Annotated in this window: 22 protein-coding genes; 8 read left to right on the top strand and 14 right to left on the bottom strand. The window is 41.9% G+C overall.

The annotated features are described in order from the left end of the window. Window positions 1-56 precede the first annotated feature (56 nt). Complete coding sequence (locus EGM47_RS05525) at window positions 57-1,013, top strand: NAD(P)H-dependent flavin oxidoreductase (protein ID WP_124979803.1); 957 nt, start codon at window positions 57-59, stop codon at window positions 1,011-1,013. After that, complete coding sequence (gene trhA, locus EGM47_RS05520; RefSeq protein WP_124979802.1) at window positions 1,006-1,635, top strand: PAQR family membrane homeostasis protein TrhA; 630 nt, start codon at window positions 1,006-1,008, stop codon at window positions 1,633-1,635. The genes EGM47_RS05525 and trhA overlap by 8 nt, the downstream gene beginning before the upstream one ends. Here the strand turns inward: trhA and EGM47_RS05515 are convergent, their stop codons facing one another. Together EGM47_RS05515 and EGM47_RS05510 are read right to left on the bottom strand one after the other, a co-directional pair. Continuing rightward, entirely contained in the window at window positions 1,636-2,304 is a 669-nt protein-coding gene (locus EGM47_RS05515) for a ZIP family metal transporter (RefSeq protein WP_124979801.1), read from the bottom strand. Window positions 2,305-2,499: 195 nt separating this feature from the next. Continuing rightward, complete coding sequence (locus tag EGM47_RS05510) at window positions 2,500-3,669, bottom strand: THUMP domain-containing class I SAM-dependent RNA methyltransferase (protein ID WP_124979800.1); 1,170 nt, start codon at window positions 3,667-3,669, stop codon at window positions 2,500-2,502. Window positions 3,670-3,713: 44 nt separating this feature from the next. Here EGM47_RS05510 and EGM47_RS05505 point away from each other — a divergent pair, with 44 nt between their 5' ends. After that, entirely contained in the window at window positions 3,714-4,517 is an 804-nt protein-coding gene (locus EGM47_RS05505) for an SAM-dependent methyltransferase (RefSeq protein WP_124979799.1), read from the top strand. Window positions 4,518-4,587: 70 nt separating this feature from the next. Here EGM47_RS05505 and pyrF read toward each other — a convergent pair whose 3' ends face one another. Continuing rightward, a complete protein-coding gene (pyrF, locus tag EGM47_RS05500; RefSeq protein ID WP_124979798.1) occupies window positions 4,588-5,397 on the bottom strand; it encodes an orotidine-5'-phosphate decarboxylase in 810 nt (269 codons plus the stop codon). Window positions 5,398-5,437: 40 nt separating this feature from the next. After that, a complete protein-coding gene (prfA, locus tag EGM47_RS05495) occupies window positions 5,438-6,514 on the bottom strand; it encodes a peptide chain release factor 1 (RefSeq protein ID WP_124979797.1) in 1,077 nt (358 codons plus the stop codon). Window positions 6,515-6,576: 62 nt separating this feature from the next. On the opposite strand from prfA, the gene EGM47_RS05490 reads away from it, so the two are divergent. Next, complete coding sequence (locus EGM47_RS05490) at window positions 6,577-7,062, top strand: peptide-methionine (S)-S-oxide reductase (RefSeq protein ID WP_124979796.1); 486 nt, start codon at window positions 6,577-6,579, stop codon at window positions 7,060-7,062. Window positions 7,063-7,093: 31 nt separating this feature from the next. Next, a complete protein-coding gene (locus tag EGM47_RS05485; RefSeq protein WP_124979795.1) occupies window positions 7,094-7,702 on the top strand; it encodes a hypothetical protein in 609 nt (202 codons plus the stop codon). Window positions 7,703-7,766: 64 nt separating this feature from the next. On the opposite strand, the gene EGM47_RS05480 is transcribed toward EGM47_RS05485, so the two are convergent. The 9 genes from EGM47_RS05480 to EGM47_RS05440 form a co-directional block, all read right to left on the bottom strand. Beyond that, window positions 7,767-8,945, bottom strand: a complete 1,179-nt coding sequence (locus tag EGM47_RS05480) for an AIR synthase related protein (RefSeq protein WP_124979794.1) — start codon at window positions 8,943-8,945, stop codon at window positions 7,767-7,769. An 80-nt stretch (window positions 8,946-9,025) separates the two neighbouring features. Beyond that, on the bottom strand, window positions 9,026-10,186 hold the full coding sequence (locus tag EGM47_RS05475) for a cytochrome-c peroxidase (protein WP_124979793.1): 1,161 nt from the start codon (window positions 10,184-10,186) through the stop codon (window positions 9,026-9,028). Between the two features lie 66 nt (window positions 10,187-10,252). Further along, complete coding sequence (locus EGM47_RS05470) at window positions 10,253-11,734, bottom strand: hypothetical protein (RefSeq protein ID WP_124979792.1); 1,482 nt, start codon at window positions 11,732-11,734, stop codon at window positions 10,253-10,255. Further along, window positions 11,721-13,160, bottom strand: a complete 1,440-nt coding sequence (locus tag EGM47_RS05465; RefSeq protein WP_124979791.1) for a RagB/SusD family nutrient uptake outer membrane protein — start codon at window positions 13,158-13,160, stop codon at window positions 11,721-11,723. The genes EGM47_RS05470 and EGM47_RS05465 overlap by 14 nt, the downstream gene beginning before the upstream one ends. A 1-nt stretch (window position 13,161) precedes the next feature. Next, complete coding sequence (locus EGM47_RS05460; RefSeq protein WP_124979790.1) at window positions 13,162-16,182, bottom strand: SusC/RagA family TonB-linked outer membrane protein; 3,021 nt, start codon at window positions 16,180-16,182, stop codon at window positions 13,162-13,164. 59 nt (window positions 16,183-16,241) lie between these two features. Then, on the bottom strand, window positions 16,242-17,687 hold the full coding sequence (locus tag EGM47_RS05455) for a T9SS type A sorting domain-containing protein (protein ID WP_124979789.1): 1,446 nt from the start codon (window positions 17,685-17,687) through the stop codon (window positions 16,242-16,244). A 298-nt stretch (window positions 17,688-17,985) separates the two neighbouring features. Continuing rightward, on the bottom strand, window positions 17,986-20,172 hold the full coding sequence (locus EGM47_RS05450) for a glutamine synthetase III family protein (RefSeq protein ID WP_124979788.1): 2,187 nt from the start codon (window positions 20,170-20,172) through the stop codon (window positions 17,986-17,988). 119 nt (window positions 20,173-20,291) lie between these two features. Beyond that, the gene (locus EGM47_RS05445) at window positions 20,292-21,242 is read right to left on the bottom strand and encodes a calcium/sodium antiporter (protein ID WP_124979787.1); all 951 of its coding nucleotides are present in this window, start codon (window positions 21,240-21,242) and stop codon (window positions 20,292-20,294) included. A 3-nt stretch (window positions 21,243-21,245) separates the two neighbouring features. After that, window positions 21,246-21,776, bottom strand: coding sequence for a DUF421 domain-containing protein (locus EGM47_RS05440; RefSeq protein WP_240642297.1), 531 nt, complete (start codon window positions 21,774-21,776; stop codon window positions 21,246-21,248). 201 nt (window positions 21,777-21,977) lie between these two features. Here EGM47_RS05440 and fsa point away from each other — a divergent pair, with 201 nt between their 5' ends. Continuing rightward, a complete protein-coding gene (gene fsa, locus EGM47_RS05435; RefSeq protein ID WP_124979786.1) occupies window positions 21,978-22,634 on the top strand; it encodes a fructose-6-phosphate aldolase in 657 nt (218 codons plus the stop codon). Window positions 22,635-22,718: 84 nt separating this feature from the next. Here the strand turns inward: fsa and EGM47_RS05430 are convergent, their stop codons facing one another. Next, entirely contained in the window at window positions 22,719-24,173 is a 1,455-nt protein-coding gene (locus EGM47_RS05430; protein ID WP_124979785.1) for a redoxin domain-containing protein, read from the bottom strand. 137 nt (window positions 24,174-24,310) lie between these two features. On the opposite strand from EGM47_RS05430, the gene EGM47_RS05425 reads away from it, so the two are divergent. Together EGM47_RS05425 and EGM47_RS05420 are read left to right on the top strand one after the other, a co-directional pair. Beyond that, the gene (locus EGM47_RS05425) at window positions 24,311-25,930 is read left to right on the top strand and encodes an ABC-F family ATP-binding cassette domain-containing protein (protein WP_124979784.1); all 1,620 of its coding nucleotides are present in this window, start codon (window positions 24,311-24,313) and stop codon (window positions 25,928-25,930) included. A 284-nt stretch (window positions 25,931-26,214) separates the two neighbouring features. Further along, a complete protein-coding gene (locus EGM47_RS05420) occupies window positions 26,215-26,496 on the top strand; it encodes a riboflavin synthase subunit beta (protein ID WP_124979783.1) in 282 nt (93 codons plus the stop codon). Window positions 26,497-26,502 lie beyond the last annotated feature (6 nt).

Here is a 26,502-nt window from a genome sequence, read left to right as displayed (position 1 = left end):
ATTCCCTGCAAATCCATGCCTTCTTCTTATTTTTGGCCTTTCTCAAACTAAGGTATATGAGCAATAATCGGATCAGCGAACTTTTCAATATAAAATATCCCATTGTCCAGGGAGGAATGATCTGGGCCAGTGGTCATAAGCTCGCAACAGCAGTCAGCAATGCCGGTGGTCTTGGCCTATTGGGTGCGGGATCCATGTATCCAGATGTATTGCGTCATCACATTCAACAAACAAAAGCTGGAACCGACAAGCCTTATGGGGTGAACGTTCCTTTGCTCTACTCAGATCTGGAGGAATTAATGGAAATCATTATAGCCGAGCAAGTCCCCATTGTATTTACCAGTGCAGGAAATCCGAAAACATATACCCAGACCCTGAAAGAAGCAGGTATCAAGGTGGTTCATGTGGTGAGTTCGGTGAAATTTGCCTTAAAAGCGCAAGAGGCAGGAGTAGATGCTGTAGTTGCTGAGGGGTTTGAAGCAGGCGGACATAACGGAAGAGAGGAGTCCACCACATTTACCTTAATTCCTCAGGTGGCCAAAGCTATCGAGCTACCACTTATGGCTGCTGGAGGAATAGCCACGGGAAGAGGTATGCTAGCTGCGATGGCATTGGGCGCAGATGGGGTTCAAGTCGGGAGCAGATTCGTAGCCACACCAGAGGCAAGTAGCCATATTAATTTTAAAAATGCTATTGTAGAAGCAGGGGAGGGAGCGACTCACCTAACCTTAAAAGAACTGGCACCGGTGAGACTTTTGCGCAATAAATTCTGGCAGGATGTTCAGGATTTATACACCAAATCTCCGACTACCGATGATCTCAAGAGCTTATTGGGAAGAGCCAGGGCAAAAAAAGGAATGTTTGAGGGAGATATGAATGAGGGCGAACTCGAAATTGGCCAGATTTCAGGGTTGATCGATAGTATCGTTCCCGCAGCACAAGTAGTGGCAGATATGGTGTCAGAATATGAACAAGCCCGACAAGCGCTACTTAATATGACCATTGATGTCTAGAACCCAAACTGCGCTGGAAGAGCGATGGAATGTAATCACCCATGCCTTCGGGTTATTACTCTTCATAGGTATTGGAATTTGGCTGATCCTTAAAGGGAATACCAACTTAACTTATTTCTGGCCTGCAGTTACTATATACATATTTGCACAACTCTTTTTGTATACCGCTTCTACTACCTATCACCGTGTACCTCCTGGATTGACAAAGTTCAGGTTACGTAAACTGGACCATATTTCAATTTACGGGTCTATAGCAGGAACTTACACCCCCATTTGCTTGGTAACCCTGGAACAAGGCAATGGATGGTATATTTTGGCTGCGGTTTGGGGCATCGCTTTGTTTGGGACGATCTGGAAGCTTTTTTTTACTGGGAAATATGAAGCTTTTTCCAGTGCTTTATATTTAGTTATGGGTTGGTTGATCGTTTTTGATCTTTCGACCCTGAGTGCCGCATTTACCGATCTCCAAATGAACCTTTTGATCAGCGGCGGACTCTTTTTTACGGTAGGAATTGTTTTTTACGCTTGGAACCGCATGTATTTTAATCATGTGATCTGGCATCTATTTGTCTTGGGAGGTAGTCTGAGCCATGCGGCTATGGTTTGGTTGGTCCTGGGCTGATTATATCAAAAAAGCAAGGGCGGCTCCCAGCAACATAACCAGTACTTTGGCCAAATTGAATTGGTGTGCTTCACTGGCCTCAAGAATCAGGGTAGTGGACACATGTAATACAATTCCGGCTACTATCGCCTTAATCGGTAACATATAGGCTTGAATCCATGAGCTTTCTACTCCCAACCAGCTCCCCAGTGGTGACATGACTGCAAAAATCAAAATGACCATTAAGGTTTTCCCTCGGCCAAAATCGCTGGTCAATAGAAAAGAAGAAAAAATAAAGGCAATGGGAATCTTATGGATCGCAATTCCATATAGCATGCTATTGTCTCCTTGCAATGGCATTCCTTCCAACAATGCGTGCAGACACAAACTGATAAATAATGCATAAGGAAAATCGTGCATTTTTCTATGGATGTGGACATGTCCGTGTTCGGCGCCTTTGGAAAAAAATTCAAGAATAATCTGAACAAAGACACCGACAATCAAATAAATTCCCAAACTACTATCGCCCTCTTCATAAATCTCTGGTAGAAATTCACTGGCCACCGCACTCAAAAGAAAAGCTCCCGAAAATGCCAGTAGTAATTTGATCCTGTTCCTGGACTCTACCTTAAGGATCAAGGCAGCAACATATCCCAAGAGTACAGCGCTAAAAGGCAACAGTAAATTCATAGAAGTTCAGCTGATTGAATGGAACAAAAATAAGTTTTGCTGGGCATTCGGCAGGCTTTAATCGGAATAATTCGTAACGGTGGATTGAAGTACATGTTCAATGCGTTGAATTTTCATCATTGGCACTCAAGAAAATTGTTGTGCGATTGATTTCGCCATTGGGTTTCAACAGGCCAAACGTTGAGCAGCACTTTGTCATTGTGACTTGGACTTGCCATGGATTTTATGGGTCTTTTTTGTCCCGCTGTACATATCATAACGTACCAGTCTGGATTCCAGCTTCCCATTGTATAATTTAATTTTCTTTGAAGGCCGCAATCCCACGTGTTTCAGAGCTTCTAGGTTTCCGGTGATCATCCAGGCGGTAGAACCCGTGTAACGTTGTTTTAGTGCGTTCCCAATCTCTGCGTAAAAAGATTCTATATCTACAGATAATCGTTCATCATACGGCGGATTAAACATTAAAAATGCCTGTGCACTTTGATGGTCTCTGAAAAAATCCCCTTTTTCCACCTCAATAAAATCCTGCAGATTGGCATTTTTTACATTTTCTCTGGCTTTTTCCACGGTGTAGCCATCGGCATCGCGAGCCTGTATCTTTCCGTCAAACTCGCGCATCTTTTTTAAGCAGCTTTCCTGTATAGCTTCAAACAATTGATTGTCATAGTCAGGCCAACGTTCAAAGCCAAATTCCATCCGATTGATATTGGGAGCAATATTGGCTCCTATCATCGCAGCTTCAATAGCAATGGTTCCACTACCGCACATCGGATCAATAAAGGTGGAACGCTGGTCCCAATTACTCAGCAAAATGATGCCTGCCGCGAGCACTTCATTGATAGGTGCTACATTGGTCTTGTCTCTGTAGCCTCTTTTATAAAGTGGTTCACCACTGGTATCTAATGATACATCCACAGTTTGGTCATTGATATGGACAGATATGCGTAGATCTGGATGCGAAGTATCTACATCTGGTCGCCTTCCAGTTTTACGTCTGATCTGATCTACGATTGCATCTTTGGTTTTTAAAGCTACGTATTGGCTATGGTTAAAGTATTTGGAGGCGATGGTTCCGTGTACAGACAGTGTATCATGAGCAGTCAGATATTGCGACCAGTCGAATTGGTAAACGCCGTCGTAGAGATCTACCTCATTTCTGGCTTTAAAACTATAGATGGGTTTCAGGATGCGTATAGCTGTACGCAGCATCATATTGGCCTTATACATAAAGCCTTGATCCCCAACAAACTCTACCATTCTGACACCTTTTTTAATGTCCATGGCACCCAATTGACGCAACTCCTTTTCCAGCACTTCCTCGAGTCCGTAGAGAGTTTTGGCGATCATCTTGAAATTTTGGGACATAGTTGTGGGTTTTAGTGGGCAAAATTACGGTATTTTTGCCATCCATGAGCCATTCTGACGACAATGACCAGTGGTATGCCAACTGGTTTGATACCGCATACTATCATATATTATACAGAGACCGGGACCACAAGGAAGCAGCTGAATTTATGCAATCCCTTACCCAGAATTTGGAATTAAAACCTGGAGCACATATTTTGGATCTGGCCTGTGGACGAGGTCGCCACAGTATGTATCTGAACCAATTGGGATACCGGGTTACAGGTGTGGATCTTAGTGCTAGTAGTATCGCTTTCGCGAAAGCGGAATTACACAGAATTCTTTCAGGTGATGAGTCCGCTTTGACCTTTGCCCAGAAGGGAAAGCTCGATCCTTCCCGCATTGAATTTGAGGTGCATAATATGACCCAACCCTATGATAGAAGTTTTGATGCAGTATTTAATCTTTTTACCAGCTTTGGCTATTTTGACGATCCTGAGGATAACCTGAATACCATCAAGGCCATCAAAAGTAATCTGAAGCCACAGGCGTATGGGGTGATCGATTTTATGAATGTGGAATGGGTCTTAAATCATCTAGTGGCAGCCAATTCTAAAACCGAACAGGGAATTACCTTTCATAATTCCAGGAGATTTGAAAACGGGTTTATTTACAAGGATATTAAATTTTCAGATCAGGGCAAGGATTTTCACTTTACTGAACGGGTGCGGGCATTGCGGTTGGAGGACTTTCAAAGTTATTTTCATACCGCAGGATTGGAGTTGGTAGATGTGTTTGGCAATTATCAATTGCATGCCTATCATCCTGTTGAGTCTCCCAGGTTGATTATGGTGTTTAGGAATGGTTAATTTTTACAATTGATTTAGATAAGTAAATCTGTTAATCTTAAGTCAGATCCTAAAATGTTGGAGATTTTATTTACAATAGCGTCGCCATTTGTTTCTGTAAAACTTGCGCCTTTTCTCGGGCAGCTTGGGCAAAATCAGCACCTTGAGAGGCATAAATAATTCCTCGGGAAGAGTTCACTAATAAGCCTACCTGATCGTTTTTTCCATAGCGCACCACTTCTTCAAGACTACCGCCTTGGGCACCCACGCCTGGCACCAGCAAAAAAGCATCTGGTACAATTGCCCTAATCTCTTGAAGAGACTCTGCCTTGGTGGCACCCACCACATACATCAAGCGATCGCTGTTATTATATTGAGATGCAGTGAGAAGGACTTTTTGGTACAAATTCTTTTCCTTATCCGTGCTGGTTTGAAAGTCATAAGCGCCTTGATTGGAAGTCAATGCAAGTAAGATGGCGTACTTTTCCTCAAATTCCAGGAATGGTTCAACCGAGTCTTTTCCCATGTACGGAGCGATGGTCACACTATCAAAATTCAAGGTTTCAAAAAATGCTTTGGCGTACCGACTCGAGGTGTTGCCTATGTCGCCGCGTTTGGCATCGGCTATGGTAAAATGCAATGGATAGTGCTGGTTGAGGTAGTCGATGGTTTTTTTCAAGGCGTCCCAGCCTTTACTACCATAGGCTTCAAAAAAAGCAGTATTGGGTTTATAGGCTACACATAAATCATGCGTGGCATCAATGATAGCTTTCGCGAAAGTGAACAATGGATCTTCTTCGTCTAGTAAATGCGGCGGAATTTTTTCCAGGTCCACGTCCAGACCTACACAAAGAAAAGATTGTTTAGTATGTATTTGTTTGGTCAGTTGATCTAGCTCCATGTGGCTTGATTTACAACAGATGGGCAACGCTACATCCTAATTACAGGCTATCGTCGCTCATCTTTAATTTTTCAGTATTGTCCACTAACTGTAATTCGTCAATGATTTTTTGAATATCACCATTGATGATATTGTCCAGGTCATATAGGGTCAAATTAATACGGTGATCGGTCACTCTTCCCTGCGGATAGTTATAGGTTCTAATCTTGGCACTACGGTCTCCCGAACTCACCATATTCTTGCGCTTCTCTGAGTCGGCTTCCATCTTTTTGGCCAGTTCCATTTCGTATAGACGGGACCTCAACACTTTAAGGGCTTTCTCCAGGTTTTTATGCGAGGATTTTTGGTCCTGACAACTCACGATCATTCCAGTGGGTTCGTGGTGTAGTTTAATGGCAGAGTATGTAGTGTTGACCGATTGACCTCCAGGTCCGGTAGAAGTCGTACGCTCGATACGCACTTCAGTCATGTCCAGTTCGACATCAAATTCTTCTGCTTCAGGCAGTACCATCACCGTAGCTGCACTTGTATGTACACGTCCTTGAGTTTCAGTTTGTGGCACCCGTTGGACGCGGTGTACACCGGCTTCAAATTTCAAGGTTCCATAGACGTCCTCACCGTTTACCTCAAGGATGATTTCCTTGTAACCACCACTGGTTCCCTCACTGGTATCCACAACGCTAGTGCTCCATCCCTTGCTGGAACAGTATTTCTCATACATTCTGAATAAGTCCCCAGCAAAAATACTTGCTTCATCGCCTCCAGCTCCGGCACGTATTTCCATCACGGCATTTTTGGCATCTTCTGGATCTTTGGGCACCAGCATCATTCTGATTTCCTCTTCTAAGGCGGGAATGGCTTCTTTGGCTTCGTCCAGTTGCATCTGGGCCATTTCAACCATATCGGCATCACTGCCATCAGCGATGATTTCCTGTGCCTCCTCAAGATTGGCTGTCAAAGTAAGGTATTCCTCACGTTTGTCCATCAGACTCTTAAGGTCTTTATATTCTTTGGTCAATTGTACATAACGCTTTTGATCGGCAATGATATCTGGTTGAATGATCAAATCATTGACCTCGTCAAAACGGTTTTTTACAATATTTAATTTATCTATCATGATCTATGTGAAGTCTTGCGAAAGTAAGCATTTTGCCTCAATATTGTATATCAAATAGGGGTGTGAAAAAGATCAAAAAGTTAGGCTTAGGAGGTGGTTGCCATTGGTGTACCGAGGCTGTTTTCCAATCAGTGCCTGGTGTAGCACAGGTCTCCCAAGGCTATATCTCTAGCTTGCCCCCAAATCAAAGCAAAAGCGAGGCCATTTTAATTGACCTGGAGGATGATGTTGATATCGAATTGCTGATCGATGTCCATCTTCAAACACATTCTTCTCAATATAATCACAGCAGGCGCGACAACTATCGCAGCGCTATTTATTATGTTGATGCTAAGGATAAAATTATTTTGGAGGATGTGGTATCTACGCTTTCGCGAAAGCGCAATCAACAATATGTTACCCAAATCCTTGCGTTTCATGAATTTGAAGCCTCCAGAATTGAAATTCAAAATTACTACCAGTCTCGACCTGAGGCTCCATTTTGCCAGCGATATATCCAACCTAAACTGGAACGGGTTTCATCTATTTTGAGGTGGCATGAAGTTTGATTCTGAAAATTAAACTTATATCCAATCAACCATGAAATCTCTTTTTCTTTATAGTGTATTCTTGTGCATGCCTTTAAGTATTTACGCACAATCCTTTGAAATTGCGGCTGGTGCAGGATCCGGCGCTTTTTATTTCGGCGAAGACGTTGTTGATGATCTTTCCGTTGATTTTAGCAATCATCAATCGCTATATGCAGAATTGGGTTATCAATTCAAAGAAAGTCCAGGTGTTTTAAAATTACGATTCCAAAATGCGAATGCTGATGTTATCGGCCGTGAGTACAGAACTGCCCGGTCTTTGGACGGCAGTATTTCTACCTTTACTACTGCACTGATGTACGAACGAATCCAAAGAAAAAACAAAGTTGATCTGGGCTATCAGTTGGGTCTGGGCTATACTATAGAGGAATTGGTTTTTGATTCCAGTAATCCTTTTGTAAAACAGGAAGACAAATTCATGAGTATTATTGTCGGGGGAGTTGCCAGCACCAAATTGAATGATAAGCTGGATTTAAATTTGGAACTCAATGCACTATGGACGGATCCTATCAACACCTTGGGCGGCGCTGATGACTGGCGCACAGGAGGTGAGGATGTGAGTTTCTTACTACAATTGGGGCTATCCTACCGACTGAACTGATCTAGTCCATAACAAGAAAAATTGATAGCGTTTCAGAGAGATTAGAATTCCTTTTTGAACGGCATCAATATTCGAAAGTCCCGTAATCACTTTGTATGGTAAGCTTTTTTTGTTCAGCGGGCTCTACGCGTCCGATGATTTTGGCCTCCACGTCAAACGAAGTAGCGATGTCAATAATCTGCTGGGCTATACTTTGGTCCACATACAACTCCATGCGGTGCCCCATATTAAAGACCTGATACATTTCTTTCCAATCCGTTCCCGATTCCTGCTGAATCATTTTAAAAAGCGGTGGGAGCTCAAATAGATCGTCCTTGATCACGTGGAGATCTTTGATAAAATGAAGGATTTTAGTTTGTGCTCCTCCAGAACAATGCACCATACCATGTAATGCTTGCCGATCTACCTGCTCGAGCACCTGCTTAATGATGGGCGCATAAGTACGGGTAGGGGACAGTACCAATTGGCCTGCATCCAGCGGGCTATCCTGTACAGCGTCGGTCAGATTTTTTGATCCAGCGTAAACCAATTCATCTGGTACCGCCGCATCAAAGCTCTCTGGATATTTATCTTTCAGTATTTTATGAAAAACGTCGTGTCTTGCGCTGGTCAGGCCGTTGGAACCCATACCACCATTGTACGTATTTTCATAGCTAGCCTTTCCAAAACTGGCCAATCCTACAATTACATCACCTGCCTGAATACGTGCATTGTCCACCACATCGGATTTCTTCATTCGTGCGGTGACGGTAGAGTCCACAATAATGGTACGCACAAGGTCGCCCACATCAGCCGTCTCACCACCAGTAGAAACGATTTCGACACCATGCTTTTTGAGATCGGCTATCAGCTCTTCCGTTCCGTTAATGATCGCACTGATAACTTCGCCTGGAATCAGGTTTTTATTTCTTCCAATCGTGCTGGACAGGAGTATATTATCTGTAGCGCCAACACATAGGAGGTCATCCACATTCATGATGAGCGCATCCTGAGCGATTCCTTTCCATACCGATAAATCCCCTGTTTCCTTCCAGTACATGTAAGCCAAACTAGATTTGGTACCTGCACCATCAGCATGCATGATCAGGCAGTGATCTTCTGATCCTGTAAGCGTATCTGGTACAATTTTGCAAAATGCTTGTGGGAACAGACCTTTATCTACATTCTTAATAGCGTTGTGGACATCTTCCTTTCCCGCGCTCACGCCTCTTTGGGCATATCTTTTGGAAATTTCTTGGCTCATGCGACAAAGGTAATATTAAGTTATAGCTTCAAATGCCATTTTTGACGTGAATACAGACTAGATATCAAAAGGTTATTATACTATTCTGGGATGAGATTCAGGTTGACTCTTCTGGTCTTGGTTGACAGCGTTTTCAGAAATGCAATCAAGGCTTGTACCTCCTCTTTATTCAAGTCCAACCTTTGTAGCAAAGGCGAGGTAACGGGAATCAAAGAATCCCTGCCTTGGTTCAAGTATTTTTTCTGAATGGGCGCCGGATTCCCCAAATTGTAAAACTCGACTACATCTAACAAGCTGGGAAAATGCCCATGATGCATCCAGGGTCCTGTTCTAGCGACTTCCCTTAAGGTAGGCGTCCTAAAACGACCCAGGTCTGCAGGGTCACCAGTGACGTAATAACGTCCAAAATCTTCGTCTTTGGTGCCAAAAAGTGTTTGTCCGTCATTATGATACTGATTGTCGCTTAAATAAGGAGTGTTGTGGCAATTGATACACCTGGCTTTTGTTCTGAACAAATGCAATCCTAGTACCTCTTGATCGGTAAAGGCATCGGCATCTCCGGAGATAAATTTGTCAAATTTACTGGGCGTACTAACAATCGTTCTTTCGTAGACGGCGATGGCTTTAAGAATTCTGTCCAATGTGACAGTAGAATCTCCATAAGCTTCACTAAACATCGGTGCATAACCTTTGATCGCTGCAATGTTTTCAACGGCCACATCCAGATTGGAATTCATTTCCACCTTGTCTGGAATTGGGAATCTGGCCTGATCTTCTAGGCTCTTTGCTCTTCCGTCCCAGAACAATTCGTGTGCATAAGCACTGTTCAGAATGGTCATTGCATTACGTTTACCCATTTGCCGGTTATGCCCAAAGGATCTGGTCAGGTTATCCGTCCATGCAAGTTCTGGGTTATGGCACGAAGCACAGGCGATTTGTCCGGTCTTGGACAAGCGAGCATCAAAAAAAAGCGATTTACCTAACTGTTTTTTTTCAAAGCTATAGGGATTATCTGCCGGATGCACTACTTCGGGAAGGATTCCCAGGTCCTGAAATTTGCTAGGGTCAATTAAGCTGTCCAAAGTTGGTTTGGGCCACAGGGAAACATCAGGCTGACTATAAGCCTCTCGCCATACCTGTATTTGGGAATACCCTTCCTCAGATTCTGATTTACAGGAAACGAGCAGGATTCCGCAGAGGGCGAGGTTGAACAATAAGACTGATAGTTTTTTAATCTTCATTTTTCTTCTACTGCTTTAATTTTTGTCCGCTTTCGCGAAAGCGGAAACCATCACATGCACCGTTCTTTATAACTCCAGCGGAGTAAAGCAAGATTCAGTTAACAAAGGAGGATCTGTAAAGGTGTTTGTATTGTAAATATGATAAAAGGCAGTCCTTGTTCCACCAAAAAGTCGGCTGTTGGTGGCGTTAAATTCGAGGATGATTTCAAAAACTCCTGGACTGATCTCTTGATAGGTTCCTGACCCACTGATCGTAATAAATTCGATGATGCCTCCATTAGTCGCTGTGGTACCGATTTGAATGGTTTGATCGAGTACCTGCACCGTTCCCATTGTATTGCTGTTTCCATTCTCAGGATAGAATTCCAATGCTGGAACGATATTCAATCCAGATGAAATATCTGGATTTGAAGATTCATTGGTAAACCAGCGTCTTAGGTTAAATGGATTGGTGGTGTTGGAAACGGGTGATTCAAAACCAAGCCTAAAAGCATGATAATAGATGTCATCGCTGGGATCAGCAGTTCCCATATCGTCACCCAAAATAGCGTTAGGATCATCGGCAGAAACTATAACTGGTACAGTAAACGCATTAAAATCACGCCATTCACAGAGGCCGTCTTCATTAAAATCCATCCAATTCACTCCAAATGTGCGATAGAAAGGATTGGACACATCATAGAAGTTGGCCGCAGTATTCACACTGCGCTCTCTGGGTGTGATAGGATCCCTTAATAAATTGATGACTGGGTTCCCTGTACGGCTATATCCAGGAATCTCATTTAATATCAAGCCAGTCTTATACAATAGATCATTATCGGTAAAGTCCTGACCGACCTGAAATTTAAAACTGATTTCGTCATTGGCGTCGTTGGGAAGTGGTGTAAGCTGGTATATAAAATTACTCTGGGTCTCGCTGAGCAATGAGAAAGGGTCTACTTCTGAGTCAATAAAACCATTTGGAAAAGCAATGTTGATTTGAACTTCTTCTCCATTCGTTCCTGCCAAATCCACACGACTTGGAGTGGCAAGCTCATAGGTTAATTGGTAGTCGACGAAATTGATGGTCAATTCATCAAGAGGTAATTGTTCATTGGGTGTCCCTAGATTGATATTGGGATCACTGCTAGAAATTAATTCAAATTTTAATTGGGGGTTCAAGCTCGGATCATATCGCTCGTTGAGAGAAACGAAAATTGTATCCACCAATTGGCTTCCTTCAAAAGAGAGCTGAGATGCGGGATTGATTTCGAAACCATTGAGGTTATCGGCAATTGTATTAAAATTGATTTGCACGGGCTCGCTCAACGGTGCAGATGTCAAAGCCACAGGGATTTTCAATTGTTTTATATCGTCTTTTTCAAATACATTTAGAGCGATGGCACCCAGGTCAATTTGAGGGGCTTCTAATGGCTGGTTATTGCGATCTGTTTGTAAATAGAAGCGAACAAAACGTCCGTCCTCATTGGTATAAGCTCTATCGTCGTCACGATCACAGCTTATGAAAAGCATCAGCAATACACAAATCAGATATTTAATAGCCTTCATTTTGGATCATGTTTTCATTGGTTGAAATGCTCGATATGGGAATCGGCAAAACGTAGAAATTGGATGGATAGTTTATATCACATAGCGCGGCGATACAATCAAGATTTCTATTGACATCTTTTTGATAGCGTTTGATATCGTAAAATAGGGCACTTTCAAAAGCCAATTCCCTGCGTCGTTCTAGAAAGATTTCTTCGAGTAAATTATTGGAGGTAGTTAAACGGCTCAACCCTGCGCGTTCTCTAATGTCATTGAGCCTAGAAAGTGCTAAAGGGTCTCCTGGCATCAAGCGCTCGCTGGCCTCAGCATAAATAAGGTAGAGCTCTGAAAGCCGGAGGTAAGGTATACCTGAGTCTGCCGGATATTTAGTGGTAAAATAAAAATCTTCGGTAACAATAGTCCCGTTACGCAATACCTCTAATTGCTGAGGTTGATACAACTCTGCTCGTATATCACCAGGCGCAAAGAGTTGTAACAAGTCTCCTGAAGCCACGATACGTCCATAATTGACATCGTTGAAATAGGCAAAAATTTCAGAAACGCTAGAACTTACCTCGCCGTCATCCAAAGGAGCGGTAAATTGAAAAACGGTTTCGCTGGGTAGGCTTACATCATTCCATTGGGCAAGATATTCTGAAGTGGGCGTTAAACTCACATCAGAGGTGTTGATCAGCTGATCCGATAAATCTGCCGCAGTTTGCCAATCATTCATCTGTAATGCAATTTTGGCAAATACAGCTGTGGTGGTCTGGCTATTAAAGTAACTATTTTGTGGTCCCGCCAATAGCTGTTGGCCTGTGAATAGAGAAATGGCTTGTTCCAGATCATTTTTTAAAAACCTATAAACTTCAGCCATGCTTGAACGTGAGGGAAAGTCGGTTCCTATATCGAGGACCTCTGTGTTGTAAACAATACCCAAATGACTGGCATCGGTAGTAAATGAATAATCCTGAGCGTATACCTGAGTTAAATGAAAATGGACAAAGGCTCTAATTGCCAATAGCTCTGCTTGGAGCTGATCCCGCTCGTTGGTACTTAAGAAATCAAAGTTGGCTAGACGTTCCAGCAACAGGTTGGTCTGATTGATCACATCGTAGCTTTCTTCGTAAAAGTTCTCAAAGTCACTTTCTGCTTCTGTATCATTGAAGTTATACACCTGAGCAACCCTAGCAAATATTCTTAGTTCTTTATCGGAAACTGATGGGGAGAAACTCATATTTCCGCCTAATATACCTGGATAGAAATGAATGTCAGAGGACATCAGTTCCTCAAGGTTTACATACACTCCTGCAGCAGCTTGGAGTACCCCTTGTCTAGATGATAATTGTTCGGAAATGGACACCTGTTCATCGGGTTCAACCTCCAAAAAATCACTACAGCCATATCCTACTGTAGCCAAAAAAAATAAAATGAAATACTTTTTCATATCAAAATGAGGTATTGATGCCCAGAGAGAAAGTCCTCATCTGCGGATAAACATTTCTAAATTCTGCGATACCATTTCTTCCTTCCGGAGCATCCTCATTGAACCAATAATACAAGTTTGAGCCGTTGGCATTGATGCTCAAGGTCTTTACCGGTAGTTTCCATTTTTCAGTCGGAAAATTGTAGGCCAGGCTAACAGATTTTAACTGAATATTTGAGCTGTCGTATACATATCTGGACGAATTAATGATTCCCTGCACATTGCTCGGTGCTTGACTGAAGGCTATATCCCCAGGATTACGCCAGGCATCAAAGAAAGTATTGCTGTTTAAATTACGATTAGTGAGTACATTGTAACCATCGATAATATTTCTACTGATCAGTTGGTCCCCTCCATAGCTGTAGCTCATGATGACGGATAGACTTAAATCCTTATAGCTCAAATTACTGCGTAAGCCACCGTAGAAATCTGGTTGTGAATCACCGATAGGTGTCCAATCAGCTTCATCAAAATTGGTCCTGACAAAGGCGGCATCATACACTTGTCCATTGATCAAAAACAATTCGTTCCCAGTAGCTGGATCAATGCCTAGGGAAGGGAAACCCCAAATAGTACTTGTTGCAAAACCTATCTGTTGGGCCCGGGCACGCTCTGAACTGGAAAAATTGGATCCCAATCCGGATAAGCTGGTCACCTCGTTAGTGAGGGTAGCAATATTGAAATTGGCCGACCAATTAAGGTTTTCCGTACTGATGAAATCTACGGCCAGGCTATATTCAATCCCTTGATTGATCATACTGGCACCATTGATCTGTACAGTGTCATAACCTGATTCAGGAATAGCCTGTCTGGACACAATAATGTCATTTATGGCATCCCTGAAATACTCCAGGGTCATTTTAAATCTTCCCAATGTGTTGAAGTCAATTCCAATATTGAACTTATTGTTTTTTTCCCAACCTAGATTAGGATTAGGGCCGTCACCAGTTGGCGTTGCATTGGGCAAGCCATTATAGCCATCATTGTCCAGATCTACGGCATACAGTCCTAGAGACCTGTAAGATCCGATCCTAGAATTCCCAGTTGTACCGTAACTCAATCTCAATCTTAGAAAATCAACCGAATTGGAGTTGATCAGAAAATCTTCACGGCTCAATACCCAACTTGCCCCCAAACCTCCATTTAAGGCCGTGTTGTTATCTGTTCCAAAGGTTGAACTTTGGTCTACCCGAAAGTTGGCAAGGAAAAAATAAGTTTTGTCATAATTATAATTCAATTGGGTAAAACCTGACCTCCCATAAGATTCGGCAGTGTCCTGCTGTCTGTCTATTTCTGCAGCCCTATCAACCGACTGTATTCTGCCTGGGTCTGTAAATCCTTGGGCCCTGATGTAGCCAAAATCCACTTGTTCTCCTCTAGTTTCTACGCCAAAAATGGCTTCAGCATTGTTTTTTTGGGCATAAGTCTTGCTAAAGTTCAGTGAGGCATTCCAGTTCCAGGAACTCGTGTTTCGCTCTCGGAGGATACGCCTACCCAGATCACCGCTATTTAGAATTCCAGACCCGTTGAGACCTGAAAAAAACTTATCCTCATCCTTATCCGCCAAATTGAATCCGTAAAGACTGTTGAGTTGCCAATCTTCACTCAACTCATAGGAAAGGTTAAGACTACCTAACAAAGAGAAAGTCTCTGCCAAAGATTTGTTCTGTTGGGCCACCGCAACTGGATTTCCGATATTGGGAAAAGGGGTAAAGGCACCTGTATCATCGCGAACCGGGATCGTGGGATCCACCGCAAAGTTGTTTAAGACATTGGGGTTGTTTTTGGAGGTAAATGACGGTGAAAACCGTATTCCAACGTTCAGCTTTTCTCCTGCATAATCGGCTGAGAAAGATGAATTGATTTGGTCAAAATTATTGTTGACTTGTGGCTCTTCACGTTGCTGGTAGGTTAAGCTTCCGCGGAAGCGAAATAAGGAGTTTCCATAAGTTGCACCTACATTATATCTCACAAATGAGGCATCTCTATTCAAGATATCAAACCAATCTGTATCTACTCCATTCCAAGGTCTAATGTTATTGAAATCTTCATTATTGGCATTATACAGGTTCCTTATTTCATTAAACTGCTCTCCAGAAAGGTATTGAATCTGGTCAAAAGCCTGCGAGTACCCGCCCTGAATCCCAGCTGTCATTGAAAGGCTGCCTTTTTTTCCTTTTTTTGTAGTGATAAGTATCACTCCATTGGCGGCATTGGCTCCGTAGATTCCTACCGCTGCGGCGTCCTTTAGAACATTAATGCTTTCGATATCCTGAATTCCAACTCTAGCTAGCGGATTCAGAAAGTTTTCGCTCAATCTTCCGGTGCCAGCGTCGAAAAAGGCGTTACCATCAATACCTATTTCCTCAGGGAGTATGACGCCATCAACGATGATCAAAGGTTGTGTTGAGGTACCTACCACATTGGCTCCCAGCGGAGTCAAAGATCCTTGTCCTCTGATATCAATGCGGACAGGCTCACCCAACTGCGGATTGGATTCGATCAGCACACCGGCCACCTGGCCTTCCAACAATTCATCCACACTAGTAGCTGGTTGTTCAGTGCTTAAATCTTCAGTGTTGACGGTGGAAATACTTCCCACCACCTCTTCTTTTAGTTTTTTTGTACCATAGGAAGAAGTTAAAACTACCGCGTCCAGTGCTTCAACATCCTCAGATAAAAGAATTTGAAATTTAGATCGCTCGCCGACAGTAACTTCCTTTGTTTTATACCCCAGATAACGGATAATTAAAACAGTAGCGTTGATATCTGCAGATCGGATAGTGTAAGTAAATGTTCCATCAACATCCGTAACGGTACCTTGATTGGTTCCTTTGATCAGAACATTGGCCCCAAAGATCGCTTCACGAGTTTGGTCATCTAGCACTCGACCAGAGATCTGGCGTTGTTGTTGGGCTACACCAATATGACCTAACAGGTTAATGAATAAAACAAAGACAACTCTGTATAAAAGCTTAGGCATAAAAAAGCTGTAAATGGAATAGGTTCAATTTACAGCTTTATTGGTTAAGTTGTAAATGACTACTCTTTCACAAACTTAAGGGAAATACTATTATTTTCTGAATGGATTTGCAGTATGTAGGTTCCTGCCGCAAGGTCCAATGAAATTTTATTGCTCTTTAAACTTGATTCCATGACTTGACGACCAGCCATATCATAGATTTGGTAGGATTCTACATCATTTAAATCACCAGAAAGTTGTAAAAATTGCCCAGCTGGATTGGGGTAAATCCCAATGCTCCCTAGACCGGTAAGTTGGGTAATAGAAGCTGTCGCTGGATCATAAGTAAATAGTTCATTTCCAGTCACGCCATCTTGCTCTCCTTCAAAGTATAACTTGTTGTTGAATACCGTAATGTCATCAATATCTTTAATGGTGTTGTCAATTTGTGTAATGGTGACTCCATCTGTACTGTAAAGATTACCATCAGTATCATTGGAATCTTCGCCACGATAGTAGACAAGACCGTTGAGAATTTCGTAATCCGAAGGGTCATGGTTGATGTTATTTCCAGAATTGAAAGACAATTGGTTAATTAAACCACTTACCGTATTAAAAGTATAAAGTTGGTCCCCTGCACCGGCGTCGGCTTCAAACAATATCAGATCATTGAATCTGTAAAGATTGCTGACACCATTCAACGATAGTGTCGCTGCTGCCGGGACTTCTATTGTACCTGCTGCAGTACCATCGGATTGATAAAGGTTCCCCAGGGCTTCAAAATATAAAGTATTGAGCGTGGGTATGAAATTGCTAATACCTGAATTACCAGGACCGCTATCCACATCGGCTATTAGCGTAAATATATCAGTAGCTGGATCGTAACTATACAGTTCATTACCCGTAGTGGCGTCATCAGGCGAATAGGACATATACATGTAAAGTTCGTTTTTAAATTCAGTCATTTCGAAAACCCTAGCATCTGCATTGGGATTGGTAGCATCTGCGGCTTTTACAGCGGGATTGACACCATCCCATTCGATTAACTGATTGGCAACTCCGTTCAGTAATGCAGTCATAAAGACTTGATTGATGTATGAGGTTGCTCGATTGGGGGCCTCGCCTACGGCTGAAGGAATGATATCTTCCTTTACGGTTCCAGCACTGGTTCCGTCAGTCTTCCAGAGCTCGGAACTACCATCGTTGGCAGTGAAGTAGAGGATATTGTTAAAAACAAAAAAGTTAAATGGTGCACTACTAAAGTTATTAGGATTGATATCTTTTAAAAGAGAAGTTCCTGCTAAGGTCCCGTCACTGATCCATAGCTCCCTCCCTAAGTCTACACCACCTGTATTGGTGCCAGAGCTGTCATCGGCAGCAAAAAACATATTGCCGTTATACACGGTAATATTTGAAGGCGAAAAATTTGCTACTCCTGGATTTAGATCCCCCACCAGTGTAACTTGCCCTGTAACTACCGTGCAGAAAAGGAATAGTAAACTTAAAATGTAACTCTGTTTCATCATATCTAATTTTTAAATTTTTTATGGCAAGGACAACAGGTTTAAATTTTGGCTATTTCAAAGGGCCAAAAATATCTCACGGATCAAAGCCAAGAGACTTAGTTAACTCGTAAACAAAAAATTACTGATGTTAACCAATCTATGGTTAAAAGTATTGATTTTTTGCTGTGTTGGGCACACTGTTCACAATGATTTAGGTTTTCCAAGCACATGACAGGCCTTTCAATAAACAAATTGAATACATAAAAAAAGCCTTGAAATTCAAATTTCAAGGCTTTTTCCAAAAAACGTTGTTCACAGATTATCTAGTAAAAAGTAGTTCACGGTATTTGGTCAATGGCCAGATCTCGTCATCTACAAGAAGCTCCAATTTATCACAGTGGTAACGGATATCGTCAAAATAAGGTTTCACCTCGTCACAATAGAGATCTGCAGTCTTTTCAGCATCTTTGGCATTGTTGGCTTTTTTACGTGCCTCGGTCATGTCGGTGATGCCTTTATTGATTTTTTCGATATGCTCAGAAATCTCTTCGATTAACAGCATTTGTTCCTTGGCCACCTTTTTGAAATCTTTTTCATAGATTTCTTTGAGCCCTCTTACATTTCTGATCAAAGTGTTTTGGTACTTAATGGCTGTTGGTATCACGTGATTACGCGCGATATCTCCTAGCAATCTCCCTTCGATCTGGATACGCATGGCGTATTCTTCTACCTCAATTTCATATCTGGCTTCAGATTCGACCTTGCTCATAATATTAAGGTCTTCAAAAAGTTTGATGGATTTTTTGGAAACCTTAGCTTTCAGTGCTGTTGGCGTAGTCTTGTTGTTACTTAAGCCTCTTTTCTTGGCTTCTTTTTCCCAAGCCTCGCCGTAACCATCACCTTCGAATCTGATTTTCTTGGATTTTTTGATGTATTCACGCAATACATTGAAGATGGCTTCATCCTTCTTGAGTTTCTTGTCTTTTACCAAAGCGTCCACCTCAGTTTTAAAGTCGATCAATTGCTGGGCTACAACCGCATTTAAAACAGTCATAGGATTGGCACAGTTTGCGGTAGAACCAACGGCTCGTAATTCAAACTTGTTACCAGTAAAAGCAAATGGTGAGGTACGGTTACGGTCAGTGTTATCCAGAATTACTTCTGGGATTTTTCCAACTACGTTAAGTTTAAGATCTGTTTTCTCTTGTGGAGATAACTTTCCATCCGTCACTTTTTCCAACTCGTCCAATACGGCGGTTAGCTGCGATCCGATGAATACAGAAATTATGGCTGGAGGAGCTTCATTGGCTCCCAACCTGTGATCGTTGGATGCACTGGCAATAGCTGCTCTGATCAATTCCTCATGGTCATATACGGCTTTGATCGTATTGACAAAGAAGGTCAGGAATTGAAGGTTTTTCATCGGTGTACTACCTGGAGACAACAAGTTTACACCTGTATTGGTAGACAAGGACCAGTTGTTGTGTTTTCCTGAACCATTCACTCCTGCAAATGGCTTTTCATGGAATAACACCTTAAATTGATGTCTACTGGCCACTTTTCTCATCACATCCATCAATAAGGAGTTATGGTCTACGGCCAAATTGGCTTCCTCAAAAATTGGAGCCAGTTCAAATTGGTTGGGAGCCACCTCGTTGTGTCTAGTTTTTACAGGAATACCTAGTAACATACACTCGGTTTCCATGTCGCGCATAAAATTCATTACACGTGTTGGGATCGATCCAAAATAGTGATCGTCTAATTGTTGTCCTTTCGCGGAAGCGTGACCTAACAAAGTACGTCCAGCCAATTGTAGATCTGGACGAGATTCGGCTAGTGCTTTGTCGATTAAGAAATATTCCTGCTCCCAACCCAACGTTGCATTGACCTTGGAAACATTTTTATCAAAGTATTTGCATACGGCTGTTGCAGCCTGATCCACTGCTTGTAATGAGCGCAGAAGCGGAGTTTTATAATCCAGTGCCTCACCGGTATAGGCGACAAATACTGTAGGAATACATAATGTGGTTCCCATGATAAATGCTGGAGACGTAGGATCCCAAGCGGTGTACCCACGAGCTTCAAAGGTGTTTCTTATTCCACCATTAGGAAAGGAGGAGGCATCTGGTTCTTGTTGTACGAGCTGTCCGCCACCAAATTTTTCCAATACTTCACCATCCATTTCAAGTTCAAAAAATGCATCGTGCTTTTCGGCAGTTGCGCCAGTTAGCGGTTGGAACCAGTGGGTATAGTGCGTGGCGCCATTTTGGATGGCCCATTCTTTCATCCCTGTTGAAATGTGGTCTGCAATATCACGATCGATCTTGCTGCCATTGACAATGGCATCCTGTACGCTTTTATAAGCCTCCTTGTTCAGGTGCTGGCGCATGGACTGGTTGTTAAAAACATGCTTACCAAAAATTTCGCTGCGCCTTGCCGGCTCTTCTACAGCAACTTCCTTTCGGTTGAGCGTTTCCTTTAATGCTTGAAATCTAAGTGTGGACATCGTAATAGTATGATTTAGTTGTATGAAGGCACAAAAGTAAACGAAAGATAGAAACTACCCCCAATTTTTGATGGTAAAATATGAACAAGATCATCTTATTTGTGGATAACCCCTAAAAATTACAGGGTCTGAAAGATGATGTAAATGAAAAAAACATACCCAGCCAGTAAAAATGCCCCTTTCAATCTGTTTAATTCATAGCGTTTGGGAAAAAACGCCAAGGGTAGTAGAATGGCAGAAAAACCCAACATCCACCATATATCATTATTGAGCAGCGCCTCATTGCTTACATCCATTTGTATAGGTTGAAGCAACGCAGTGATACCCAATACTGACCCAATATTAAATATATTGGAGCCTATCAGGTTCCCCAAAGAAATTGCCTTTTCCTTTTTCAAAGCTGCAATAATTGAAGCCGCCAGTTCAGGTATGGAAGTCCCTACAGCAACCATAGATACTGCAATAATACTTTCTGGAATGGATAGACTGGTTGCGATATCCACTGCACCTGTTACCAATAATTCTGAACCTATCCACAATGCGGCTCCACCCAAGATCAGGTACATAATGATTTTCCACCATTTGGATTCGTTCAATTCTTCATCCATACTAACCGCCTCTGGACGGTTTCTGGCTCTTCTGATCAGCAATACCAGGAATACAACTAATAATACAAGCAGGATCACGCCTTCCCACCGTTCAATATTCTTACCATAATATAGTATACCTAAGAGCGCAAAAGAAAACAGCATCATCCAGGGCCAATTGAACTTGAAGAAATCTTTGTCAATCATCAACGGAGCCATCAAGGCCGTCACCCCCAATACCAAGGCTATATTTGCAATATTTGATCCGATAACATTACCTAACGCAATACCAGAAGACCCATCCAAGGCCGCATTTATACTAACAATGAGTTCAGGTGCGCTCGTGGCGAAAGAAACTACGGTCAGTCCAATGATCATCCTCGATAAATGAAGTTTTAACGACAGTCCCACTGATGAACGTACCAAAAATTCACCACCGACTACTAAAAAAACCAATCCTAAAATCAGATAAAGTAAACTCATTAACTATTCTTTTACGTCTTTCATGATAAATGAATCCAATTCTTTGGGTTGGTCGGTATGTAAAACGCTTATATCGCCAGTCGTTTCAAATACCACGGCTTTTACCTCGCTGAGTTGTATCACATTAGCCTCTCGCAATTTCCCCCTCAACTCATCCATAGTAATCTTGGATTTTTTGATATTGTCTTCCAGCAAGTTGCCATCTTTCATCAATAAAATAGGGGAGTTGTCTAATAATTGTTGTGCTGACTGACTTTTCACCATTATCACCGACACCAAATAGTTGATAAGGTATAAGAGTCCGATTAAAATAGCTCCCACAAATAGGGAAGGCGAACTCGTTGCTGCGCTCATGGCCAGTAGATTTCCAATGGCCACTGTGTTGAGAAAGTCAAAGCCAGTCATTTTGCTCAGGCTCTTTAAGCCAAAAATACGGGTATAGGCGATAATGGCAATGTACACTATCAGCGTTCCGATAGCGACTTCTGGGAGAAGCTCAATCTTTTCCGTAAAATGCGACCAAGTAATTTCCATAGTTTTAAAGGGGTTTGTGGCGACAAGGTACGATCTCATGACAAATTATGATTGTTGAAATGAACCAGATACCAGGTAGATAAGGGAAATTTGCTGCCTGTTAAAAAGTTATCATATCTTGAAGGTTAAAAATAGTTGATATTCTCCGCTATGTTGGATTTTTGTAGTCTATTTTTCCAATAGTTCAAAACTTATAACCCCATGAAATTTTTTATTGATACCGCAAATTTGGATCAAATCGCAGAAGCCCAGGATATGGGAGTTCTGGATGGTGTAACTACCAATCCATCGCTTATGGCCAAAGAAGGCATCACAGGCGAGCAAAATATTATTGATCATTACAAAAAAATATGTGACTTGGTCGATGGTCATGTCAGTGCCGAGGTGATTTCTACCGATTTTGAAGGTATGGTCAAGGAAGGTGAGGCTCTTGCAGCACTTAATGACCAAATCGTGGTCAAACTACCTATGATTAAGGATGGTGTAAAAGCATGTAAATATTTCAGTGATAAGGGTGTTAAAACCAACGTGACATTGGTCTTTAGTCCAGGTCAGGCACTGCTAGCAGCCAAGGCCGGAGCTACTTATGTTTCACCATTTATAGGTAGATTAGATGATATCAGTACCGACGGATTAAACCTGATCGCCGAGATCAGAATGATCTATGATAATTACGGTTTTGAGACTGAAATTCTGGCCGCTTCAGTGAGGCACACCATGCATGTAATCGAATGTGCAAAATTGGGCGCAGATGTCATGACAGGACCATTGTCTTCAATAGATGGTTTGCTTAAACACCCGTTGACAGATATAGGGCTGGCCAAGTTTTTGGCAGACTACAAGAAAGGGAACAGCTAGGGGAACCTGGTAACTCAATGTGATGAATCCTTCAGTGTTATTTATTCTCCTCTTAAGGATGGAAAAATAATACTGAAGTTTTTTTTATAGACTGAGATATCCTAATAAAGTGGTTTCAATTTTATAATGAAACAGATTGATGCTGGGATCCACGATGATCAATCCCGGTCTCACCACCATACTGCGATTGTTGTTGCGCAAAGCCAATTGAGAGATGATGGACTCAGTGTTTAGAATTTGAAATTCGTGGTTGGGATTGAATTTAAAACGATCGTTGGCATCCTGCCATAAGGTATTTTTGGGATCATCCAGATTAATACCAATAAATTCGATTTCAGGATATTTTCCCCTCAAGTCCCGCACTTTATTATGTACTCGTAGTGCGTAAGATTCATCCTTGTTGGACCAGTAGAATAACACACTTAATTTTTCGATCTGATCAGAAATTTGTGTGGTGTCCCGGCTGGTATTCAATAATTTAAAGTCAGGTAATTTATTGCCAGGATTTAGATTGACATAGGTCGCAGCCATACTGGTAATATTGCGATTCAGACTGTCTGAGGTCGACATGCTTACAAATTGGCTTACCAGCTGATTGACCTCTGTGGCATTTTTGCTGTTTCGGATAAAATTGCGCACTTCAGCGCTGGCAAATTGCTGTTTAAATTCCTGTGAATTAAATAGACTATCAATTACATTGAGCTTTTCATGTCTGTATTCATACCCGTTGCGATCGACCAATTGACCATTGCCTTGTTTTTTGGCGCAATTGACCAGGGCAATATTGGCCACCAGCGATTGCACATAAGGTCGATAGGCATAGTTGTTCAACATGTATGGGTCTTTGAGGTTGACTTGTTCCCTGTGAGCAAAAAAGGCCGTTGGAAGCGATTCACTCTGTAAGATGTTCCGTTTACCGTAGTGACTGTACGGGTAACGTTCCAGGTGAGAATAAGCGTTAAGATGTATGGCTTTCTCCAGGGCCTGGTAAAATGTTTCTTCAAAATTCTTGTCCGTTGCCGTCTTGTCTAATTTATTGATCCTTCTGTTGGTCAGGCTGTCCATCGTTTTTTTGAACTGCGATGGCTCCTTGTAATACTGCGACCGTATGAATTTATTGTCCTGTTCCATCTCGATAAACAGGTTGATCATATAGTTGTTTTCTTGGGAATGTGATCCGGTAAAAGCCAGTGATTCGTCAAAAGCTTTGGTGTTGAACCTCATCATTATACTATCGCCTGGTTCAAGGTAGATTGACTGATATTCTCCCGAATGAAGGAAAGTGTAAAGGCCTGGTTTAATTTTGTTTAACTGCAGTTTAAAATGTCCGGTAGAATCTACTTGAATGGTGTCGTTAAGCTCCTGAAAATCACGGAAGACCACAGTTTTTGCCTTGGAGTTGATGATCTTTCCTGAGATATGGGTGACATCTGACTGGTCCTTTCCACAAGATACCAAGGTCAGCGTTAGCAATGAGATCAAATAGATGATCAAGTTGTGGTAGGTACGCTTTCGCGAAAGCGGAAACACATCAATCATAAGTCACAAAATTGTTCGACTTCACAAAAAAATGACTATTGCCGGCTGGGTAGCGTTAATGGCAAGTTAAATTCATGCAAGGAAATTCGTGGAGAACCCATGGGATTGAGTACTTTTGCAGGCTTAAAATCACAAATATGCTTACGGTTTCAAACCTTTCTGTACAATTTGGTAAACGCGTCCTTTTTGATGAAGTCAATGCTAAGTTTGGTGGGAGCAGTTGCTATGGAATTATTGGTGCCAATGGCGCTGGAAAATCTACTTTTCTCAAAGTCCTTACTGGTCAGATGGACCCTACCAGTGGACATGTACACCTGGAAGCAGGTAAACGTATGTCTGTCTTGGAGCAAAACCACAATGCCCATGATGAGGACACGGTATTAGAAACTGTGCTAAAAGGGAACAAACCCCTGTATGAACTCAAGACGGAAATTGATGCACTTTATGCAGATTATTCTGATGAGAATGCTGATAAAATTGGCGAACTACAAGTAAAGTTTGAGGAAATGGATGGTTGGAATGCAGATGCCAGCGCTGCCTCTCTTTTATCCAATTTAGGAATCAGTGAAGAATATCACGCCGCGTTAATGGCTGATATGGATAGCAAGCTCAAGGTTAGGGTGTTATTGGCCCAGGCTCTTTTTGGAAATCCAGATGTATTGGTCATGGACGAGCCGACCAATGACCTGGATTATGAAACCATCAACTGGTTGGAAAACTTTTTGGCCAATTATGACAATACCGTCATCGTGGTTTCACACGACAGGCACTTTTTGGATGCTGTTTGTACCAATATTGCCGACATCGACTTTGGGAAAATCAATCAATATAGTGGGAATTACACGTTTTGGTATGAATCCTCTCAACTGGCCGCTAGACAACGCCAGCAAGCCAATAAAAAAGCTGAAGAGAAAAAGAAAGAGCTGCAGGAATTTATCGCCAGATTTAGTGCAAACGTAGCCAAATCTAAGCAAGCCACTTCCCGAAAGAAAATGATTGAGAAACTGGATATTTCTGAAATCAAGCCTTCTTCACGTCGTTATCCAGCGATTATTTTTGAACGTGACCGAGAGGCAGGTGATCAGATCCTAAATGTTGAGAAACTTGCCGGTTCTGTTGATGGCGAAGTATTATTCAAAGATGTGGACATCAACCTGGCCAAAGGCGATAAAGTGGTTTTATTCTCCAGGGATTCTCGTGCGACTACTTTGTTCTACGAAATCATCAATGATCGAGCTAAGGCAGATGCTGGGAAATTTGACTGGGGTATTACTACCATTCAGAGTTACCTGCCTGTGGACAACTCAGAATTTTTTGACGTAGATCTGAATCTGGTGGATTGGTTAAGGCAATACGCCCAAACCGAGGAAGAGCGGGAAGAAGTATTCTTACGAGGTTTTTTGGGTAAAATGATATTTTCTGGGGAAGAAGCATTAAAAAGTGCCCGTGTTCTTTCTGGAGGTGAAAAAGTACGTTGTATGCTTTCTCGTATGATGATGAAGCGCGCCAATGTATTGATGGTTGATGAACCTACCAACCACCTGGATCTTGAATCTATACAGGCTTTTAACAACAGTCTGAAAAATTTTAAAGGAACCGTCCTGCTTACTACTCATGATCACCAGTTTGCGCAAACAGTGGGTAACCGAGTAATTGAGTTGACGCCCAATGGAGTGATTGACCGTTATACCACTTTTGAAGAGTATATGGATGATAAAAAAATCAAGGAACTAAGGGACAAAATGTACCAGTCATAATCTTATTGGTCTTCAGCGTAAAAATCAAGAGGTGATCCAATAGGTTCATATACCATTCATCTTGCCCGTCTGAGTTTTTCTAAGCCCTATTGAAAATCAATAAGTTATAAACTTCTATAGGTGGAGTTTGATATGATAAAGTTTCTTTTGATTGGCATTTTTATGTGAAACATTCAAATAGTAACCACCAGTAATTGAGCTGCGTTGACAACTTTGTTAATCTAGGTATAATCTTTGCATCTAGTTGGAAAAGGATTTTTTAACTTTGTAGAAGACCAGATATTATGGGGATTTTAAGCCGCAGGAAAAACAAGAAATACGATTACCAGCCTCGTTATTATAACAATGAGACTGGCGATAAGCCCTTTCAAATCAAACACAAATTTGATGACCATAGGACCACGGTCAGTACGGTTGGACTGAAAGGTAAATTCAACAACGCCATGAATGACCTTAAACAAGGAAGTGATGCCGTGGTCAAAAAGCGTATTTATATTATTATCGCCATTCTGGTGCTTGTGTTCCTCTGGTTGATAGACTTTGATTTAAGTATTTTTAGATTCTAATTGACT

The sequence above is a fragment of the Nonlabens xiamenensis genome (assembly GCF_003865345.1).
In the GTDB taxonomy this organism is placed as follows: domain Bacteria; phylum Bacteroidota; class Bacteroidia; order Flavobacteriales; family Flavobacteriaceae; genus Nonlabens; species Nonlabens xiamenensis.
Note: the sequence above shows the minus strand (reverse complement) of the source record. Positions and strands in the feature narration are given on the sequence as shown.